At 43.9% G+C, this 17,106-nt stretch carries 14 protein-coding genes; 6 read left to right on the top strand and 8 right to left on the bottom strand.

The window, feature by feature from the left end; translation table 11 throughout:
* Nucleotides 1–26: 26 nt before the first annotated feature.
* The 3 genes from ABLT31_RS15570 to ABLT31_RS15560 form a co-directional block, all read right to left on the bottom strand.
* Nucleotides 27–911 (bottom strand): hydroxymethylglutaryl-CoA lyase, encoded by an 885-nt coding sequence (locus ABLT31_RS15570; RefSeq protein ID WP_367753153.1) that lies wholly within the window; start codon nt 909–911, stop codon nt 27–29.
* Nucleotides 912–952: 41 nt separating this feature from the next.
* A complete protein-coding gene (locus tag ABLT31_RS15565) occupies nt 953–1,663 on the bottom strand; it encodes a GntR family transcriptional regulator (protein ID WP_367753151.1) in 711 nt (236 codons plus the stop codon).
* Nucleotides 1,664–1,773: 110 nt separating this feature from the next.
* Nucleotides 1,774–1,983, bottom strand: coding sequence for a DUF1450 domain-containing protein (locus ABLT31_RS15560; protein ID WP_367753149.1), 210 nt, complete (start codon nt 1,981–1,983; stop codon nt 1,774–1,776).
* Between the two features lie 468 nt (nt 1,984–2,451).
* Here ABLT31_RS15560 and hppD point away from each other — a divergent pair, with 468 nt between their 5' ends.
* The 5 genes from hppD to ABLT31_RS15535 all read left to right on the top strand — a co-directional run bounded on the left by hppD (nt 2,452) and on the right by ABLT31_RS15535 (nt 8,056).
* Complete coding sequence (gene hppD / locus ABLT31_RS15555) at nt 2,452–3,570, top strand: 4-hydroxyphenylpyruvate dioxygenase (RefSeq protein ID WP_367753147.1); 1,119 nt, start codon at nt 2,452–2,454, stop codon at nt 3,568–3,570.
* A gap of 138 nt (nt 3,571–3,708) precedes the next feature.
* Complete coding sequence (locus ABLT31_RS15550) at nt 3,709–4,626, top strand: hypothetical protein (RefSeq protein WP_367753144.1); 918 nt, start codon at nt 3,709–3,711, stop codon at nt 4,624–4,626.
* Nucleotides 4,627–4,644: 18 nt separating this feature from the next.
* The gene (gene fahA / locus ABLT31_RS15545; protein ID WP_367753142.1) at nt 4,645–5,910 is read left to right on the top strand and encodes a fumarylacetoacetase; all 1,266 of its coding nucleotides are present in this window, start codon (nt 4,645–4,647) and stop codon (nt 5,908–5,910) included.
* Between the two features lie 34 nt (nt 5,911–5,944).
* Nucleotides 5,945–7,096 carry a homogentisate 1,2-dioxygenase gene (locus ABLT31_RS15540; protein ID WP_367753139.1) on the top strand — a complete coding sequence of 384 codons (1,152 nt, stop codon included), beginning with the start codon at nt 5,945–5,947 and terminating at the stop codon, nt 7,094–7,096.
* Between the two features lie 15 nt (nt 7,097–7,111).
* Complete coding sequence (locus ABLT31_RS15535) at nt 7,112–8,056, top strand: MBL fold metallo-hydrolase (protein ID WP_462976502.1); 945 nt, start codon at nt 7,112–7,114, stop codon at nt 8,054–8,056.
* 550 nt (nt 8,057–8,606) lie between these two features.
* Here ABLT31_RS15535 and ABLT31_RS15530 read toward each other — a convergent pair.
* The 3 genes from ABLT31_RS15530 to ABLT31_RS15520 form a co-directional block, all read right to left on the bottom strand.
* The gene (locus ABLT31_RS15530) at nt 8,607–9,764 is read right to left on the bottom strand and encodes an iron-containing alcohol dehydrogenase (protein WP_367753134.1); all 1,158 of its coding nucleotides are present in this window, start codon (nt 9,762–9,764) and stop codon (nt 8,607–8,609) included.
* Between the two features lie 219 nt (nt 9,765–9,983).
* Complete coding sequence (locus tag ABLT31_RS15525; RefSeq protein ID WP_367753528.1) at nt 9,984–11,453, bottom strand: alkaline phosphatase family protein; 1,470 nt, start codon at nt 11,451–11,453, stop codon at nt 9,984–9,986.
* Nucleotides 11,454–11,617: 164 nt separating this feature from the next.
* Entirely contained in the window at nt 11,618–12,241 is a 624-nt protein-coding gene (locus tag ABLT31_RS15520; protein ID WP_367753132.1) for a CBO0543 family protein, read from the bottom strand.
* A gap of 218 nt (nt 12,242–12,459) precedes the next feature.
* On the opposite strand from ABLT31_RS15520, the gene ABLT31_RS15515 reads away from it, so the two are divergent.
* Nucleotides 12,460–12,906: a chloride channel protein gene (locus ABLT31_RS15515; protein WP_367753130.1), complete on the top strand. Its 447-nt coding sequence runs from the start codon at nt 12,460–12,462 to the stop codon at nt 12,904–12,906.
* Between the two features lie 329 nt (nt 12,907–13,235).
* Here the strand turns inward: ABLT31_RS15515 and glmS are convergent, their stop codons facing one another.
* On the bottom strand, nt 13,236–15,068 hold the full coding sequence (gene glmS, locus ABLT31_RS15510; RefSeq protein WP_367753127.1) for a glutamine--fructose-6-phosphate transaminase (isomerizing): 1,833 nt from the start codon (nt 15,066–15,068) through the stop codon (nt 13,236–13,238).
* Between the two features lie 659 nt (nt 15,069–15,727).
* Nucleotides 15,728–17,074 carry a phosphoglucosamine mutase gene (glmM, locus tag ABLT31_RS15505; RefSeq protein ID WP_367753125.1) on the bottom strand — a complete coding sequence of 449 codons (1,347 nt, stop codon included), beginning with the start codon at nt 17,072–17,074 and terminating at the stop codon, nt 15,728–15,730.
* Nucleotides 17,075–17,106 lie beyond the last annotated feature (32 nt).

Here is a 17,106-nt window from a genome sequence, read left to right as displayed (position 1 = left end):
AAGTGAAAATATAACTATATAGCTGGTTATCCTTTTACGACTAATTCACTGTTTAGCAGCAGCGTAGGAAATTCGGAATCAAATTTCTTTAACTGATCTAATTGAAGTCCCGTTTTAATCTCCTGATACTCTAAAAATTCTACGACACGACTTGCCTGAAGGTTGCCTGGTGAACCTGGAGCAAATGGACAGCCTCCTAAACCGGCTTGTGCTACATCAAAGACCTGAATCCCTGCTTGGACAGCTGCCAAAATGTTAGCTAATCCATATCCGTATGTGTCGTGGAGATGGAGGCTAATCGGTACATCCGGAAAACGCTCCATTAGACGGCTGCAATACTCATACACCATTTTCGGAGTTGCCTTACCAATGGTATCACCCAGGCCAATTTCGTTTACACCGCTTTCAACCAAGCGTTGCGCAATTTTCTCCACTTCCGAGTAGGGCACGATCCCTGAATAAGGACAAACAAAAGCTGTGGCAATGCCTCCGATGGCCTTTTTTCCATGACGAATCGTGTCTTCTACCAGACCCTTAATCTCATCTAAGGATTCATCTGTTGTCCGATTTAGGTTCGCCTGATTATGATGGGTACTAGCCGATATAACAAAGATAGCTCCGTGAAGCCCCGTACTTAGCAGCCGATCCAATCCGCGTCGATTAGGTACGAGTGCCTCGTAACTAACTCCCTCGCGAAAAGGCAATCGAGCGGCTAGCTCATCTGCATCTCGCATAGTGGGAACCCATTTCGGATGGACAAACGAAGTGACTTCTAGGCGTTTAAACCCTGACTCTACCAAACGCTCAATCCAGCTTAGCTTATCATCTGTTGCTACGAACTTAGACTCATTCTGGAGCCCATCCCTTAATGTTACGTCCCGAATGACTAACTCCTTTGGAAATCTCATCATTGTTCACTCTCCATTTATATAGCATGAGTTATAAATTCTTTTTACCAATCATCTGTTTCTGTTTCATTTAACTCGTAGCTTCCATTCTCCCCTGAAGTGTTTCGGTACTCCGAAACATAGTATTGAAAGTCTGATTCAATATGTTTTTTCATAGACTGTTCAGCCAGTTCACCCTCTCGTTTCCGAATGGCTTCCCATATAGCTTGATGTTCATAACCACCTTCTTGGACCCGTCGAGGAATATTCAGTACGGCCTTTCTGTAGAATTGGGTTAAATCATATAGTTGTTTCATCATTTGGATTAAGCGGGGATTTCCGCTTCCTTCTAAGATCATGTTGTGAAAACGACTACCTAATATTTTCAGGTTTTCTATATCATTTTTTTCAACTGCACCATTCATTTCATACATCAAGGTGTTCAACTGAGCTCGCTGGATTTCATTCATCCGAATCGCTGCCAAACGGGCTGCTGTTGGCTCTAAACTGACCCGGCATTCGTATAGGTGCTTAAAATCGTCAAACGTTGCTCGATAAACCCGTACTCCCCCGTGTGGATTTACGTCTACGAGTCCAGAGCTAGCCAAGCGGCGGATGGCTTCACGGATAGGACTTCGACTAATCCCGGTCTCTTGTGAAATTTTCTGTTCGAGTAACCGCTGGCCTGGAGGAATGTAACCGTTTATAATTTTTTCGCGCAAGTATTCGTAAACTTGTGTTTGAAGGGTTTCCGACTGAACCTCTTTGCTTTTCATTATTTATCACACCTAATACGGTTTTTATAATAATCAGATAATGTATGCGTCATTTTTTATGAATTCATATCAATTATTAATAATACTGTATCATACCGTGATAAAAATTTCTAATCTAACCTCTCTACGAGTTCATCATAGGTGGTTATAGCTAAAAATTCCCCATCCAACACAACAAAACTTTCTAAGTAACATTGTCCACAGTTTCCTAAACAAGCCTCTTCTTGAACCTCAATTCCTAGGCTACTCTCTAATTTATCTTTAATAAACTCCGTTCCATTGGAATAATTGGTTCTGCAAAACTTAATCTGACTTGCCATGTATTCACCCCCTTTCAAATCAAATATCTCACTTCCGTATTTAATATTCAGATAATGTATACATTTTGAGCTGTCATGATACTTGGTTAGATGTATTCCGTTGTTAAGTACCTTCTAGGACTTCGTCTATCACCACCTAACGCATCAATTTTCAAACAGTCTGAACTCTTCTGTCTATGGTTGCTATTCTTGATCATTTTTTTGCATTTGTCAATACTTTTTTCCATTTGCTACAGTGTTAACCTTGCTTCTAAGTTACTACTTCTTATTTAAGTGCTAAGTTTAATTGATTCATTTAACGCATTGAAGCGTTTATACACATCCTCATTTTCACATCAGTGTATGTTTTTGCAAGAAATTTTTAACCGGTATATAATCACGTTAATCAAATCTTCGGATATCGTACACAATTCATATTTTAGTTTTGTATACAATATTTGAATATTATAACTAGGAGGATTTTATATTATGCAAAAACAAGCCGTTGCCGGAAAAAACATAAAGGATCCAGAATTTTTCCCTATTCAAGATGTTGACTACGTTGAGTTTTATGTAGGGAATGCCAAACAGACCCTGCACTACCTCTGCAAGGGATTTGGTTTTAAACCCGTAGCCTATTCTGGTTTAGAGACAGGCCAACGAGATAAGGTTTCGTATGTATTGGAGCAAAAGAAAATGCGTTTTGTCGTTTCCGGTGCTTTATCTTCGGATCATCCCATTGCAGACTTTGTTAAAACACATGGAGATGGCGTAAAAGATATTGCCCTTCGTGTAGAAGACGTTGAAAAAGCGTATAGCGAAGCCGTTTCTCGTGGAGCGATTCCAATTCAAGCTCCTCAGGAGTATACAGATGAACAGGGTACAGTCAAAAAGGCCATTATTGGAACGTATGGCGATACCATTCACTCCTTAATTGAGCGAAAAGACTATAAAGGCTTGTTTATCCCAGGATACCAGCCGGTTGAGTTTGAAATCGCCTATCAAGAAACCGGATTAATCGCGGTGGACCACGCAGTAGGTAATGTCGAACAGATGGAAGAATGGGTGTCTTATTATGAAATTGTCATGGGCTTTTATGCCATGATTAACTTTACGGATCAAGATATTAACACGGAGTATTCGGCTTTGATGTCCAAGGTCATGACCAACGGCGGACGGATCAAGTTCCCGATTAACGAACCAGCAGATGGGAAGCGCAAATCGCAGATCCAAGAGTATCTGGAGTATTATAACGGAGCCGGAGTACAGCATCTTGCCCTTTTAACCAATGATATCGTCTCCACGGTCAAAGCCCTTCGTGCCAATGGAATTGACTTTCTGGATACTCCAGACAGCTATTATGAGATGTTAGCGGAAAGGGTAGGCAATATTGATGAGGATATGGAAAAGCTACGCGAGTTGAAGATTCTCGTAGATCGCGATGATGAAGGCTATCTTCTGCAAATCTTCACAAAACCCATCGTAGACCGACCTACTTTATTTATTGAAATCATTCAACGGAAAGGTTCGAGAGGATTTGGTGAAGGGAACTTTAAAGCCCTCTTTGAATCGATTGAAAGAGAACAAGAACGTAGAGGGAATCTATAAAAAATCATTTTAGGGCAGGAACATGCCATTTCCTGCATTCTAAATAAGGAGTGAACTGTCATGAAATTAAGGACTTCACTATCAAACGGCACGTCTGAAAAGGAATGTCTATTACCCCAAGGGGGAATTCACCCTTTCATGAGCCACCTCATCGATTATGCCGGGCTGTTTCCACCGGCGAATTTACCACTCGAACCTGCCATTCGATACTACGCTGCCTATCAGAATAGTAAAGATTCATGGATGCTAGGACGATTCATTATCCCAGCGGCACGAATAAATGAATTAGACCGGTATGTATCATTGTTTACTCCCGAGCGTCCCTTACATTGCGCGGTCGTAGGCAGTAAAAGTTCGGATAAGTGGGATTGCCTGCAAACCATAGGCGCCGACTTGGATACCACGTTGTCTTTTTGCGAGCGGCATGGAGATTCTGTGAAGGTGGATGTGCTCGAATTTGCCCTGCCCCCTATCGTCCCAGATGAAGGTTTACTGAAGATCATAGGGGTGAAGACCGCTAAACGGGGCATGGTTGCCTTTTGCGAGATACCATTACTATCGAGTAGCGATTGGCGACGCTATTTGGAGGAAACCTTAAACGCTATCGCTCAACATAATGAATCGAATGATTCTGTTCTTGGTTTTAAACTCAGAACCGGCGGAGTTACGGCCAATGCCTTTCCTACCCCTGAACAAGTGGCGGCTGCTCTCATCGGATGTCGTGATCGTGGGATCCCTATGAAATTTACGGCGGGCTTGCATCATCCGATCCGGATGTACCGGGCTGAGGTAGAGACCAAAATGTACGGATTTGTCAATGTCTTCACGGCGGGGATGCTGGCCCATAAGCATCACTTGACCTTGTTGGAAACGGAGCAAATCCTCACCGAAGAAGAGGCCTCCCATTTTTCTTTTACGGCAGAAGGACTGGCCTGGAAAGATAAAAGCATCTTGCTTTCAGATATTGATAAGCTGCGCGCAACCCAGCTACGTTCCTATGGAAGCTGCAGCTTCGATGAGCCGCGGGAAGACCTGCAGGCCCTACAGATTTTATAACATAATGGAGGTTTTAGTATGTTGCGTTCCTTTATAGAAGTGGCATCTCATTCCCACTTCCCGATTCAGAATCTTCCGTATGGCGTGTTCCGCCCTAGAACCGGAGGGGCCCCTCGCGTCGGCGTCGCGATCGGTGACTATGTACTTGATCTAGCGGCCTTAGATGAAGCCGGACACTTCCGCTCGACTGCCGTGGCCGGGAAAGAAGTTTTCCATCAGCCAACCCTAAATGCCTATATGGCCCTTGGACGACCAGCTTGGCGAGAAGTTCGAGAACAAGTCCAACGATTATTGAGTGCGGACGAGGCTACACTGCGGGATGATCAAGCCCTTCGCGAAGCAGCTTTGTTCAATCAAAGTGAAGTACAGATGCTTCTCCCTGCCCATATCGGTGACTATACGGACTTTTATGCCTCTAAATATCATGCTTCCAACGTAGGGATCATGTTTCGCGGCAAAGACAATGCATTAATGCCCAATTGGACTCACCTCCCTGTAGGCTATCACGGCCGTGCGAGTTCCGTTGTCCTTAGCGGTACGGATGTGCGTCGCCCTCTTGGACAGATGAAACCCGCGGACGCCACGGAACCTCTATTTGGACCTTCACGTCAATTGGACTATGAACTAGAGATGGGATGGTTAATCGGACCAGGAAATGCGCAAGGTGAACAGATCTCTGTGGAGAATGCCGAGGAGCATATTTTCGGTCTCGTTCTTGTGAATGATTGGAGCGCGCGAGATATTCAAGCTTGGGAGTACCAGCCGCTTGGGCCGTTTCTTTCGAAGAATTTTGCGACATCGATTTCCCCTTGGATTGTTCCGATCGATGCGTTAGAACCTTTTCGGGTCGAAGGACCGGAACAAAGCCCTGAGCCTCTTCCCTATTTGAAACAGTCCAGGCCAAGTGCCTTCGATATCCATTTGGAAGTCCATCTTCAGGGAGAAAATATGGCGGAATCCCAACGCATCTGCACTACCAACTTCCATCACCTCTACTGGAGCATGGCTCAGCAAATCGCCCATCATACGGTTGGTGGATGTAACTTGCGTACGGGAGACCTTTTAGCCTCAGGTACGATTAGTGGACCGGAGAAAGAATCACGGGGCTGCCTGCTCGAGTCAACCTGGCGTGGAGCCGAACCGATTCAAATGTCGAACGGAGAGCAACGGGTCTGGATCGAGGACGGCGACCAACTTACGATTACAGGCTGGTGTGAGGGCGACGGCTACCGGATCGGATTTGGTGAAGTGAACGGGCGTGTTCTTCCGGCATTGAATTCATAAATATCAATTACTTTGAGTGGGAGGATAACATATTATGCCATTTTATCGTCAAATGGGTGAAATCCCCAAGAAGAGACATACGATTTTCCGAAAACCAGACGGATCTTTATATAGAGAACAGGTCATGGGGACTAAAGGATTTTCCGGGATGCAATCCATCCTGTATCATCATAATCCACCAACCCGAATCGTCAAATCCGAGCTGCTAGCCGATTGCCGAGTCGAATTCGAAGAACAAAGTGATCTTTCCCCTATTCACTTGCTCTCCAACCAATACACGGAAACCAGTGATGCCGTGGCCGGTAGACAGTACTTGCTTGGAAATGAGGATCTATTCATCGCGGTGGTGAATCCAACGGAAAAGATGGGCTATTTCTATCGAAATGGGGATGGGGATGAACTGTTGTTTGTCCATCACGGAACGGGGAAAATTGAAACTCTCTTTGGAACACTAAACTATCAACCTGGTGATTACATCGTGATCCCTGTCGGAACCGTCTATCGCGTTGTGCCGGATGCGGGAAAATCCAAGTTCCTCGTGGTGGAAACGACCAGTTGGATTACCACGCCCAAGCGTTATCGGAATAACCATGGACAGCTTCTTGAACATAGCCCGTTTTGTGAACGCGACATCAAAGGCCCTGAAGTATTGGAAACCCATACTGACATTGGCGAGTATGAAGTCAGAACGAAATCAAGGGGATATTTGCACTCCCATATCTTGAATCACCACCCCTTGGATGTCGTGGGCTGGGACGGATATATTTTCCCTTATATCTTCAATATTGCAGATTTCGAGCCAATTACCGGACGGATTCACATGCCGCCACCGATTCATCAGACCTTTGAAGCGAACAACTTTGTCATTTGCTCTTTTGTTCCGCGTTTATATGATTATCATCCAGAGGCGGTTCCTACTCCGTATTATCATAGCAATGTGGACAGCGATGAAGTGCTCTATTATGTACAAGGCAACTTTATGAGCCGCAAAGGGGTTGGCGAAGAGTCCCTCACCCTTCATCCATGCGGCATTCCCCATGGTCCTCATCCGGGTACGATTGAAGCCAGCCTAGGCAAAAAGGAAACCATTGAACTAGCCGTCATGATCGATACATTCCGTCCATTGAAGGTCGTGAAACAAGCAAGTCCATTCAGAGATCATCAATACAAATATAGTTGGATATAAGAGGTTTCCTTTATGTTGCAGCCAAGACGCCTCATTGATTTAGGAAATCGAATTCATTTGGTAGACGGATACGATCTAGGAGTTGCCGGCAGAACAGGTACCTACGTGATTTGTGAAGAACAGCTGACACTAGTTGAAACCAGTGCCAGCCCCTCGGTACCTTATATATTACGAGGACTCCAAGATTTAGGTTTAGATCCTAAGGAAGTCCGATACATTATTGTCACTCATATTCACCTCGATCATTCCGGCGGTGCAGGATTACTGCTAAAAAGCTGCCCAAACGGCAATGTCGTCGTCCATCCTAAAGGAGCTAGACATTTAGCCCACCCACAACGGTTGATTGAGGGAGCTCGAGCTGTCTACGGAGAAAAATTTGATGAACTTTTCGATCCAATCTTACCGATTCCGGAAGATAAGCTGATTACCATGGCAGATCAAGACACTTTACGTATTGGTCCCCATTGCCTACTGCAATTTCTGGACACACCAGGTCATGCCAACCACCATTTTAGTATTTATGATTCTGTAAGTAACGGGATCTTTACTGGAGATACGATTGGTGTTTATTATCCAGAGCTCGTTCAACAAGGAGCTGCGCTGTATTTACCCTCTACTTCACCAAACCAATTTAATCCAGAAGACATGATGGAATCCATGGAGCGAATTCGTCAACTGAATGTCGATCGTATTTATTTCGGTCATTTCGGCATGTCCGAAGAACCCAGCGAGGTGTATCGCCAGCTCGAATATTGGCTTCCACTTTTCCTAAACACGGCCGAACAAGCCTTTACTGACGAGAAAAGTGAAGAGGCCATCGCAGCCCGATTGTACCAGCAGGTGGAGGATTGGTTAACCGATAGAGGAATTTCAACCAATGATTCCGTTTATTCGATGATTCAACTGGATTTGGAGGTGGGCGCAAAAGGGCTTTTTGATTATATTAAGAAGAAGCGCTAACAACATCTGATGATTTAATAAAGGTAGTTTTTTAGGAGTGATGATAACGGGAATTTTTCCGACTATTCAACGGTTTGGGCCAAAATATAAAATAAGCGGGGTTTCTCCGGTTAATCCTCTAGAAACATCATTTTTTAAAATAACCGGAGTTTCTCCTGTTATCTAAAATCCACCTTAAGCATTAATCGACAGTTTCTCGCCCTGTGTATCTCTATCAAATACTACTATTCTTGCTTCGCGTTAGACGCAAGAATATGGAATATTTGATACTCCACCCTTTATAGGTTGAGATTTTAAGTCTCTCTCCGTATCCCATCAAGGAAGAACGGCTATTGTTCTTCCTCTTTTTTATGTTCACTCTTAGTTACAGGAAATCGCTTGTATTTTTTCGCTATCTACTCTCTCTAGATCGATTACGGACTCTTGCAGGTTTACCCCCATAACATTACTCTCTATGCCTGAATTTACCGTCATATAGGCGAGCATTTTGAACGTATCAAATAAAAGGAAGTCACCTAGGCAGCGACTCCCCTTCCCCTAAGTTTGAAGTTTAATATGCTGCACGAATGATAGCTTGAAGTTCTTCCAGGGTTGCTTTCCTTGGATTGGTAAACGAGCAAGCATCCTTCATAGCGTTTTCTGCTAAAAGCGGGATATCCTCTTCCTTCGCACCCAGTTCAGCAAATCCACGAGGAATGTTAACATCTTGTGCCAAAGTAACGATAGCTTCCAATGCCTTTTCTGCTGCTGCACGAGTAGAGAGACCGCTTACATCCTCTCCTAAAGCAATAGCAATATCTACAAAACGCTCAGGGCATGCAATTAAGTTGAATCTTTCTACGTGAGGTAAGAGAATGGCATTACAAACACCATGCGGCAAGTTATAAAATCCTCCAAATTGATGGGCAATCCCATGCACATAGCCTAATGATGCATTGTTAAAGGCCATACCAGCTAACAGCTGAGCGTAAGACATATTGTCACGGGCATGAATATCTTCTCCATTCGCTACGGCTGCCCGCAAATTTTTGCTAATTAACCGGATCGCTTGAAGGGCACAAGCATCCGTGATCGGAGTTGCCGCCGTCGATACGTACGCTTCCACTGCATGTGTCAACGCATCCATCCCCGTTGCTGCCGTTAAAGCTGGTGGCTTTTTCACCGTTAACATCGGATCGTTAATGGAAATCGTAGGGGTGACATGCTTGTCCACAATAGCCATTTTGACATGACGTTCGGAATCGGTAATAATGCAGAAACGAGTCATTTCGCTGGCCGTACCCGACGTTGTGTTAATGGCAATCATCGGAATCATTGGGGACTTCGATTGATCAACCCCTTCGTAGTCATGAATCTTTCCGCCATTGGCTGCAACCAAGCCAATCCCCTTTGCACAATCGTGAGAGCTTCCTCCCCCTAAAGATACAATAATGTCACAGCCTTCATTTTTGAACTCGACAAGACCCGCCTCAACGTTTTTATCAGTCGGATTGGGTTCGGCACCAGGGAAAATCGCAGCTTCTACTCCTGCCTCTCGAATATAACCAGCAATCTGGTCGGCTACACCGAATTTAAATAAACCTGCATCAGTTACGATCAATGCCTTTGAGCGGCCTAAGGACTTGATCCGGTCCCCTACTTCTTTAACAGCCCCTATTCCCATCAGGTTTACGCTTGGCATATAAAATCCGAATACTTGATCTCCCATTATTAAACAACTCCCTTATTAATTAATTTTTACGCTAATATACAATTGCAAAAATGATGCCAATATAAAACGCTTACACTATGTTTAATTTAGTACATTTTTTTGACACTTTTTTGGCTACATTGACGTAAATTCGGCTTATTGGCCGTTTTTTTGTCAAACTATCTAAAAGAAAAAAGAACACGACCAATTTGTTGATCGTGTCCTTTTTTATAGGTTTCATTTTAATACATCTAATATAAAGGATTTCAAATCTACAATTCTCCATGTTTTTGGCTTTTTCTCCGTCCCTGAAATAAACATAGGAAAATAGGAGTCCACCATATGAAAAGAACCGTGATTTCCCCCACCAACATGCGTAGGGGAATTTTCTCCTGTCACTTCGAATCCCGGTTGGGTAGTTAAGATCATAAATCTTCCTGGATGGGAATGATGGGCTGCATAAAGCTGCATCAAACCATCCGGATACGCACCATACTGGATCTGGTGATTATGATCCATACGAAGATCGAGTACACTCCAATCCCCTTCGATATCCCACTTCTGCAAAAATTCATCCGCGTAGGTGCTGCCTAAACGAAATCTAAGCTGTTTATTGGTTCCACCTTGAATCACTTCAATCCACTCACCGTTCTTTTGGCTTATGGTATCAAACCGAGGGTCCGCCACTGCAAGATTGGTTAAATCAGTCAGCTTAATGTTTTCTTGAAGAGCATAAACATAGGCCATTCTCCCGTTAACCGCTAAAGCCAACTCATCACCTGAAGCTGTATTCCCTGGTTTGGTTATTTGCCAATTCCCAAAAAGGGACTCCAGGTCAATAATAGCTTCTTGCCTATCATCAATTGTTGTTGATACCCCGCTGTCTCCCATCACAATAAAAACATGGTCCTGCAACGCTTTCTCCCATGATCCAAACGAATTGAGGATCTTTTGCAAGCGGGTATCTGTTTGGATGACAGTATCTGTTAAATTGGCGCCATGCTTATGGCCATCATGATCCATATCCGGCAAATAAACCATTGTAAAAGCTGGCAAAGCATTTTCTTTGATCAATTGGACCAAATGATGAATAGAAACATCGTCATTCACACCATAAGAATTGAGGTATTGCTTTCCAACATTCGTTTTTTCTGAATGGTGAAATGTCCCTAGTACAAAATAAGGCGGCGCCATCGTTTGAACATCCTTAAACGCAGGGATACGCAACGTTTGTAAATGAGTCCCCCTATAGACAAGTGCATTGATGGATGCGGACGATTTGCCCTGTTGGTCAAGCTCTTCATGAATAGTCAACACTTCTTTATTAAGATGTGTGTTATTAAGATGAAAGAGGCTATCTTCCATGACTTGCTGAACGCCACTTGTCAAGGTAGGAAAAAAACCATCTCCATAGTTAACCAATCTATTTTCCCTCGTATCGTACCATCTTAGGCCAGGTATTTGGTGCTTATCGGGATAACTCCCTGTAAGCATAGTGCTTTCAATTGAAACGGACATCGTGGGAAAGGAACTGATCGCTCGGCTTGTATACCATCCATTTTCCTTAAGAAAAGAAAAAGCAGGTAGTCGGTTCTGTGCCATTAGAGTTTGTAACGGTTCTTCTAAAAGTGAATCCACCACTATAACTATAATCTTTTTACCTGTTGGTGTGCTAGGAGGTAAAGACTGAAGCCTAGGATGATCCATAGTAGTTCCACAACCTGTAAGGACATAAAGCATAAACATTGTATACATAATTTTTTTTATCAACTGGAATCACCTGAACTAAGAATTAAGCATATGGAAAATTCATCGAGTTACTTTCCCCTATAATTCCCTAATTTAATAAACCTTACTATTCATCTTCTCTTTTATCGTATTTTTTCTTTTCCTCGTAAAAAGTCCAAGTTAAGCTTTCGACCGTTATCTTCCGCATGATTTAGTTGAATTTTTTCAAAGCTGTTCATTCGGCTGAACCAATGGGCCAACAAGTACATAGAAATCATAATAAAGAATGAATAAGTATAAGCCCAATCCATTTTCTTGTATAAATCCATCATAGCTAACAATGGTAGTCCCACATACGCACCAAATCCACCGAAGAACATAGCTTTTATATACGGATTGAAGCGAGGTTTAAATTGCAACAACAGCATCGCGAATACAGGCAAAACAGAAAGCCGAAATGAAAAGTTTATAGTAGCCACTGGTATGACTTTCACTGGGTATGCCCAGTTTCCAAAACTAATACCAACCGTATCAAGGATTTCTGATAAGGCCATTACCAACAAACCAGCGGAAAAAATACGAGCTGAACTTTCTCTGTTGCGGTATAACCCCCAGATCATCCAAGGAACAATTAACATCGCTAAAGCTATCCACCATTGCCATGTAAATAAAAAAGCGTTCATTATTGCTTCAACAACTAACTCATTGGCCTCAGTAATTTTTTGAGTTGCTTCATCTACTTGGTTTAATCCTTCTTGATAAGTCATCAGTATCCACCTTCTTCGACTTTATACTCATTATCATCGGCGTATGACCTCCATTTCATCACACTTTTAGTATTCACTTATTTTTCCAGCCTATTTTTAAACAGGATAATTCAATAAGATTTACTACATTGGGATTACTATCCATTTTATTTTGGGATACATATTTATGGGTTTGGTAAAAAACATATCAGAGAGAGCTTTATAAGGAGGACAAGGTCGTGGATCCAGATTTGCATTTCATATGGAAAGCTATCGTTATTGTCATTGGTGGGGTTCTTATTTTACTCCTTGTATCCATTATCTTTAGTCTTGTTAGTGTTCTATACTGCCAATTGAGACATGGTATACAACATATGTCTGAGAAACATTTAAATAAAAATCATATGCTGCGCGCTTTTATCGGGGGAGTCATCATTGTCATATTAACACTCATGATAGAATCTAAAGACTATAATGGCCGTGGGTTAGAAATGCTGGAGCAATCCTTTAAAGAAAATGTTCCACCCTACTCTTTTCTAGCCAAGCTGGTATTTACTGCAATTACTCTGGGAACGGGCTTTGTTGGCGGAGAAGCAATCCCTTTATTTTTTATAGGTGCAACCTTGGGTAATACCTTATCTGGCATAATTGATTTACCCATGTCCTTCCTCGCCGCTTTAGCTTAATTGCTACTTTTTGTGGCGGTGCTAATACTCCTATAGCAGCCTTTCTCTTGGCTGTTGAGATGTTTGGTGGAAAAGGGACACAATACTTTTTTATTGCATGCCTAACCAGCTACATCTTCTCCGGACATCATGGACTATGGCCTTCCCAGAGCATTTTTGAACCGAAAAGCAGATTATATAATCTTTATGACGGAGAAACCATAAGTAATGTTAAAAAAAGGAAAAGGCGTTAATCTATTTAGTCTGCTGGTACTGGCTTTTCCTCATGAATACTAAAAATCCCGACCACATTTAGAGAAATGTAGTCGGGATTCTTTAAGCATTACACTCTACTCCACTGTCACGCTCTTTGCTAGGTTACGAGGCTTGTCGACGTCGTTTCCTAGTGCCAAGGAGGTGTAGTAAGACAATAATTGCAATGGAATGACGGATAGCGCTGGAGTCAATAATGGCAGGGTCGATGGGATATACGAGACTTCGTCAACCGACTTTACGATCTCCTTATCTCCTTCTAAGGCAATGCCCAATACATGAGCTCCACGTGCTTTTACTTCTTTAATGTTGCTTACCATCTTTTCATTCAGTTCTTCTTGGGTCGCTAAGGCAATCACTGGTATGCCTTCTTCGATCAATGCCAAAGTTCCATGCTTCAACTCTCCTGCCGCATACGCTTCGGAGTGGATATAGGAAATCTCCTTAAGCTTTAATGAGCCTTCCAAAGCTACAGCATAGTCGATACCCCGACCAATGAAGAACAGGCTTTTGTGGTTCTTAATAGATTCTGCAAATAGGCGAATTTCGTCCGCTTGCTTCAACAAGATTTCTGCTTGCTCCGGCAGCTGCTCTATCGCTTCGATCATGGATTCGCGAAGCTGTTCAGAGAGAGTTTCTTTCGCTTGACCCATATAAAGCCCAAGGAGATAGAAAGCAATCAATTGCGATGTATAGGCCTTCGTAGAGGCTACGGCGATTTCCGGACCTGCCATCGTCGCAATCACATCGTCCGCATCACGAGCGATAGAGCTTCCTACTACATTGGTGATGGCCACGACTTTAGCTCCCAAACGCTGGGCTTCACGAAGAGCTGCAAGGGTATCCGCTGTTTCTCCAGATTGGCTGACGACGATAACTAGCGTCTTGTCATTGATGATCGGACGGCGATATCGGAATTCAGAAGCTACATCCACTTCCACCGGGATACGAGCTAATTCTTCGATGACATACTTTCCGACCAAACCAGCATGGTAAGCCGTCCCGCAGGCCACAATGAAGATCTTATCTAACTCATTAATCCGCTCAGGGGTGAGTGTCAGTCCTTCCAATACCACTTTCTTCGCCTGCTCATCAATGCGGCTGACCATGGTATTGCGGAATGCTCGAGGCTGTTCGTAGATTTCTTTGAGCATAAAATGATCAAAGCCCTCTTTCTCAGCCTGAACCATATCCCACTCGACACGGTACACTTCACGCTCAATCGGTTCCCCTGTTGCTGTCACAGACAAGCTAATGCCGTCTTTCGTTAGGACTGCCATATCTCCATCATTTAAGATATACACATCTCGTGTATGCTCTAAGATCGCTGGGATGTCAGAACCAATGAAATTCTCACCCTTGCCAAGTCCAACAATGAGCGGACTTGCAAATCGAACCGCTACGAGCTTATCCGGTTCATGCTGCGTAACCACACCAATGGCGTAAGCGCCGCGCAAGAGCTTGGTGGCCTTGCGGACGGTGGATACAATGTCCCCATCATAAAGATCCGCGACAAGATGAGCGATGACCTCTGTATCCGTTTCAGAGAGGAAAGCCACTCCTTTTGCCATAAGCTCTTCCTTCAGCTCCATGTAGTTTTCGATAATCCCATTATGAACAACGGCAAACTTACCGGACATATCCATGTGAGGGTGGGAGTTTTCATCGGATGGGCGTCCATGAGTAGCCCAACGAGTATGGCCAATTCCTATCGTTCCTTGGATAGGCTCTGCATTGAGGGATGCTTCTAGTATAGCCAAGCGCCCTTCTGCCTTTCGGGTCGAAATGGCTTTCCCGTTATAAATAGCTACACCTGCTGAGTCATAGCCGCGATATTCCAATTTGCTTAATCCATTAACTAAAATTTGTTGAGCTTCTCTATTTCCAATATATCCTACGATTCCGCACATACGAATTCTCCCCTTCATCTAAGACGGGGGTAAACTTCCTTTTTGGACGGGAGGTTACCCCCGTCATTCCATTTTTCATTGTTGGATTAGGCAAGCCTTTTGTTCAAAGGGTCACCCCTCTGTTTTGTAGGCTTACTATGCGGCAGCAATCCATCTGCCGGGAGGCATCCGCCGAAAACATCGATAAACCTCCTCCTCGTCAACTATTCCCCAAGTTCCGATTCAGGAGGAATAGTCCTGGCGCTTTTCAATAAATCTGAGTTTCAAAAAACGTTAAAACCTTCACTCCCTCCCTTCATATAGAGAATATCATAACACAGCCATAGAACTTTACACAATTGCCTTTTATCCCAAAGATAAATGATGATAGACCTTAGGGATAGTTTAAGTATATGTTTTATTTTAACTAACGTTCCGTAGAAAACAGAAAAATCCCCGACTATTTCTGTGAAACACACTAAAGAAACATATTCCACGGAAATAAACCGGAGATTGGTTAAGGAATAGCGGGAGTTTTTCCGGCTAAACCTCCAAAATCATGGTTTTCTTCTATGTTTTAGAGAAATAACCGGACTTTCTCCGCTTATTTTCGCCAAAAAGTCCTCATCTTTAAAAATAGTCGGAGTTTCTCCCGTAATGTGAAAGGCAATCCCTGCCCCTTACGATAATTCGATCTTCACGACTTCCACGATGCTGTCCACGTATTTTTGAAGCAATGCTTCATCCGGGCCTTCTGCCATAACCCGAACAATCGGTTCGGTTCCAGATGGGCGTACCAACACGCGGCCGCTGTCCCCCAGCTTTTCTTCCACATCGCGGATGGCCTGCTCAACTCGTTGGTTCCCGTTGAGTTTGGACTTATCCTCCACTCGAACATTGATCAGGATTTGCGGGAACTTTCTCATGCGAGCGGCTAACTCGGAGAGTGGCTTTCCTTCGCTTACCAAAACATCCAGCAGCTGAATGCCAGTGAGCATACCGTCACCCGTTGTATTGTAGTCCAGCATGATAATATGTCCCGATTGCTCGCCACCTAGATTGTACCCGCCTTTAATCATTTCTTCCATTACATAGCGGTCTCCCACCTTGGTTTGCTTCGCTTCGATGCCGGCTTGTTCAATTGCCTTGTAAAACCCGATGTTGCTCATGACGGTTGAGACCACGGTGTTCTGCTTTAGGCGCAATGTCTTGGACATCGCCTCAGCCAGGATATACATGATATGATCTCCGTCCACGAGATTTCCTTTCTCATCGACAGCGATCAGACGGTCTGCATCCCCATCAAAAGATAAGCCGAGGTCTGCTTTATGCTCCAATACCGCTTGCTGAAGCTTTTCTGGATGGGTCGATCCGCAGCCTTCATTGATGTTCAGGCCATCAGGGTTATTGGCAATCAAAACCGTATCTGCCCCTAGGTCACAGAACAACTGTGGCGCAATCGAAGATACCGCCCCATTGGCGCAGTCTAAAACGACTTTCAGCCCATCGAAGTTGTTTTTGACCGAGGTCTTGAGATAAGAAATATATTTTTGGCCACCTTCGCGGTAGTCCATAACGGCTCCCATTTCGGCTCCCACCGGGCGAGGCAGCTGATCTTCCTCCGCATCTAATAAGCCCTCGATTTCCAGCTCCATTTCATCCGAGAGCTTGAAGCCATCTCCGCCGAAAAACTTAATTCCGTTATCCGGCACAGGATTATGCGAAGCAGAAATCATCACCCCTGCGTCAGCTCCCAGCGCTCGGGTTAAAAAAGCTACTCCGGGCGTGGAAATCACGCCTAAGCGCATGACTTCCACCCCGATGGACAATAGTCCGGCGACAAGGGCGCCTTCCAGCATATGACCGGAAATACGCGTGTCGCGACCGATGATCACCTTTGGACGACTTTCCTTTTTATCTTTGGTTAATACGTATCCACCACAACGCCCAAGTTTGAACGCAAGTTCAGGAGTCAATTCCTTGTTAGCGACTCCCCTCACTCCATCCGTTCCAAAATATTTACCCATTGTGACTCTCCCTTTCCTATGTGTCTTTACTA

The organism is Ammoniphilus soli, from assembly GCF_040813775.1.
The sequence above is the reverse complement of the archived record's forward strand: the minus strand, read 5'-3'. Positions and strand labels throughout refer to the sequence as shown.

What these genes read in the sequence shown, in the direction of transcription:
- ABLT31_RS15570 (WP_367753153.1), bottom strand. Translation starts at nt 911, where the DNA reads ATGATGAGATTTCCAAAGGAGTTAGTCATTCGGGACGTAACATTAAGG.
- ABLT31_RS15565 (WP_367753151.1), bottom strand. Translation starts at nt 1,663, where the DNA reads ATGAAAAGCAAAGAGGTTCAGTCGGAAACCCTTCAAACACAAGTTTAC.
- ABLT31_RS15560 (WP_367753149.1), bottom strand. Translation starts at nt 1,983, where the DNA reads ATGGCAAGTCAGATTAAGTTTTGCAGAACCAATTATTCCAATGGAACG.
- hppD (WP_367753147.1), top strand. Translation starts at nt 2,452, where the DNA reads ATGCAAAAACAAGCCGTTGCCGGAAAAAACATAAAGGATCCAGAATTT.
- ABLT31_RS15550 (WP_367753144.1), top strand. Translation starts at nt 3,709, where the DNA reads ATGAGCCACCTCATCGATTATGCCGGGCTGTTTCCACCGGCGAATTTA.
- fahA (WP_367753142.1), top strand. Translation starts at nt 4,645, where the DNA reads ATGTTGCGTTCCTTTATAGAAGTGGCATCTCATTCCCACTTCCCGATT.
- ABLT31_RS15540 (WP_367753139.1), top strand. Translation starts at nt 5,945, where the DNA reads ATGCCATTTTATCGTCAAATGGGTGAAATCCCCAAGAAGAGACATACG.
- ABLT31_RS15530 (WP_367753134.1), bottom strand. Translation starts at nt 9,764, where the DNA reads ATGGGAGATCAAGTATTCGGATTTTATATGCCAAGCGTAAACCTGATG.
- ABLT31_RS15525 (WP_367753528.1), bottom strand. Translation starts at nt 11,453, where the DNA reads ATGGATCATCCTAGGCTTCAGTCTTTACCTCCTAGCACACCAACAGGT.
- ABLT31_RS15520 (WP_367753132.1), bottom strand. Translation starts at nt 12,241, where the DNA reads ATGACTTATCAAGAAGGATTAAACCAAGTAGATGAAGCAACTCAAAAA.
- glmS (WP_367753127.1), bottom strand. Translation starts at nt 15,068, where the DNA reads ATGTGCGGAATCGTAGGATATATTGGAAATAGAGAAGCTCAACAAATT.
- glmM (WP_367753125.1), bottom strand. Translation starts at nt 17,074, where the DNA reads ATGGGTAAATATTTTGGAACGGATGGAGTGAGGGGAGTCGCTAACAAG.